At 63.5% G+C, this 3063-nt stretch carries 2 protein-coding genes; both read left to right on the forward strand.

Features of this window, described 5'->3' with window-relative positions; all coding sequences use genetic code 11:
- Nucleotides 1–2336, forward strand: a 2336-nt coding sequence (gene glnE / locus ACE3OH_RS21245) for a bifunctional [glutamate--ammonia ligase]-adenylyl-L-tyrosine phosphorylase/[glutamate--ammonia-ligase] adenylyltransferase (RefSeq protein WP_374357940.1), incomplete at its 5' end; no start/stop codon positions are given.
- A gap of 253 nt (nucleotides 2337–2589) precedes the next feature.
- Nucleotides 2590–3063 (forward strand): ATP-binding protein (locus ACE3OH_RS21250; RefSeq protein WP_374357943.1); only part of this gene is annotated, 474 nt, incomplete at its 3' end.

Genomic DNA, 3063 nt, shown 5'->3' on the forward strand with positions numbered 1-3063 from the left:
TGATCGTGGTCGGCATGGGCAAGCTGGGTGGCCGTGAATTGAATGTATCGAGCGATATCGACCTGATCTTTGTCTACCCGGAAGATGGCGAAACCGATGGCGCGCGCCGCATCAGCAACCATGAATGGTTTGCCCGCGCCGGCAAGCGGCTGATCGCCCTGCTGCACGATGTAAGCGAAGACGGCTTCGTGTTCCGGGTGGACATGCGCCTGCGCCCCTATGGCGACAGCGGGCCGCTGGTGTGCTCGTTTGGCGCACTGGAAAACTATCTGCTCACCCAGGGGCGCGAATGGGAGCGCTATGCCTGGATCAAGGGCCGCGCCATTACCGGCCGGCCGGCCTGGCAGGCAACCGACCCCGGCGCCGCGCCAATCGGCGGCGATGCCGAGGGCCTGATGCAGCTAGTAACTCCGTTTGTCTACCGCAAATACCTCGACTATGGCGCCTATGCCTCGATGCGCGATCTGCATGGCCAGATCCAGCGCGAGGTGGTCCGCCGCGACTTTGCCGACAATATCAAGCTCGGCCCGGGCGGTATCCGCGAAATCGAATTCATTGCCCAGGTATTCCAGCTGATCCGCGGCGGCCGGCGCCCCGCCCTGCGCATCCGGCCGACCTGCGAGGTGCTGCGGGAGCTGGTGCAGCTCAGCCTGTTGGAAACCGACGTGGTGAACGACCTGACCACAGCCTATGTGTTCCTGCGCAATCTGGAGCACCGCCTGCAATACCTCGATGATGCGCAAACTCAGATGCTGCCCGGCAATGACGCCGACCGCGCCCTGGTCGCCACCAGCATGGGCTTTGCCGACTGGCCGCAGTTTATGGCGGTTTTGGATAGCCATCGCGGCAATGTTTCGCGCCATTTCGAGCTGCGATTTGCCTTGCCGCAGGCCGAGGGCGACGCGGTGCATCCGCTGGCCGGGGTGTGGCTGGGTATCGCCGATGGTCAAGGTGCCGCCGCCCGGCTGGCAGCGCTAGGCTATGCCGAGGCCAGCGAAATGGAGCGCCTGCTCGCCAGCATTGCCCAGAGCAGCCGCTACCAGACTCTGGCCGACAAAAGCCGGCGCCGCCTCGATTCGCTGATTCCGCCGATGGTGGAAGTGTGCAGCCGCCAGCCCAACCCCGACGCCACCCTGGGCCGCGTGCTACGCTTTCTCGACACCATTGCCCGCCGCGAGTCTTATCTGGCCTTGCTGGCCGAGCATCCGCAAACCCTGAACCGGCTGGCCCAGCTGCACAGCGCCAGCCCCTGGGTGGCGGACTATCTGCGCCAGCATCCGATCTTGCTCGATGAATTGCTCGACGCCCGCCTGCTCTACACCGCCCCCGACTGGCCGCGCCTGGCTGAACAGCTGCACGCCGATCTGGCCGGCCATGCCGGCGACGCGGAAGTGGAAATGGACCTGCTGCGCCATTTCCAGCACCAGCAATTGTTCCGCCTGTGCGCGCAAGACCTGGCCGGGCAGTGGCCACTGACCACCCTGTCGGACCATCTGTCCGACCTGGCCGACCTGGTGCTGCAAGTCTCGCTGGAGCGGGTATGGGCCGAGCTGCCCGGCCGCCATCGCGAGCAGCCAGCGTTTGCCCTGTTCGGCTATGGCAAGCTCGGTGGCAAGGAGCTCGGCTATGGGTCTGATCTCGACATCATCTTCCTGTACGACGACGATCATCCCGACGCGCCTGACCTATATGGCAAGCTCGCCCGCCGCCTGGTGAACTGGCTTAGCGCCATGACCGCCGCCGGTGCGCTGTACGATATCGACCTGCGCCTGCGCCCCGATGGTGGCAAGGGCCTGCTGGTATCGAGCCTGGCCGGCTTTGAGCGCTACCAGCAGGAAAGCGCCTGGGTGTGGGAACACCAGGCCCTGACCCGCGCCCGCTTTGTGGGCGGCGACCGAGGCATCGGCACGCGATTCGAGACGATTCGCTGCGCCATCCTGTCGCAGCGGCGCGATCGCAGCACGCTGGCCGAAGAAGTCGCCAGCATGCGCGACAAGATGCTGGCAACCCATCCGGCACGCAGCGACGATGTCAAACACTGTCGCGGCGGCCTGGTCGATGTGGAGTTCATCGTCCAGTATCTGGTCCTGGCCCACAGCCACCAACACCCTGCCCTGCTGGCCAATAGCGGCAATATCGCACTGTTGAAAGCCGCCGCCGAAGCCGGCCTGATCCCCGCCGCCCTGGCACTGGACGCCAAGGAAGCCTACCGCCAGCTGCGCGATCTGCAGCACAAACAGCGACTCAACGGCACACCACCGTCCGCCGAAGCCCTGGCCAGCCTGGAACCACACTGCGAGGCGGTACGTAACCTGTGGCATGTGGTGTTTGGTTGATACGCCAGCAAAGCTATGAACAGCAAACAAAGGCAAAACCTGTAGACACAGAGCGCCGGGAGAACATAGAGCGCACAGAGAAAAGCCAAATCGAGGCCGGTTTTCTCTGTGTGCTCTGTGGTCTCAGTGCGTTCTGTGTCCATAGGTTTTAGGGTTCGGATTTTTTGACGCCCCAGCAAGCGCAGTTTTGCCCATGTCGGCGGCATAGTGCTCGTGCTATGGTTGCCGCCTTGTGCCAATAGCTGCGCCGATCATGACAACAAGCGATTCCATCACCAGCCTGCATACCGCCGGCGTCGATCTGGGCGGTCTGATGACCGTGCTGGGCAAGCATCTGTATTCCACCCCGGTAGTAGCCTTGCGTGAGCTGGTGCAGAACGCCCATGACTCGATCGTGCGGCGCCGTATCGAACAAGGTGCAGATTTTGTACCGGTAATCCGCGTCTATGGCGACCCTGTCAATGGCGTAGTTCGGGTGGTGGATAGCGGCGCCGGGCTGACCGAGGACGAGGTGCACAACTATCTGGCCACCGTGGGCCGCAGCGGCACCCGCCGCTTGCGCGAAACCAGCGGCAGTGATGAGTTGATCGGCATGTTCGGCCTTGGTTTTCTGTCGGCCTTTGTGCTGGCCAGCAAGGTGACGGTCACTACCACCTCCTGGCGCACGCCGAACCTTGGTTGGCGCTATCAGTCGAGCAATGCCGAGCAATACAGCGTCAGCAGCGTG

It is taken from the genome of Chitinimonas sp., assembly GCF_041904975.1.
Classification (GTDB): Bacteria; Pseudomonadota; Gammaproteobacteria; order Burkholderiales; family Chitinimonadaceae; genus Chitinimonas.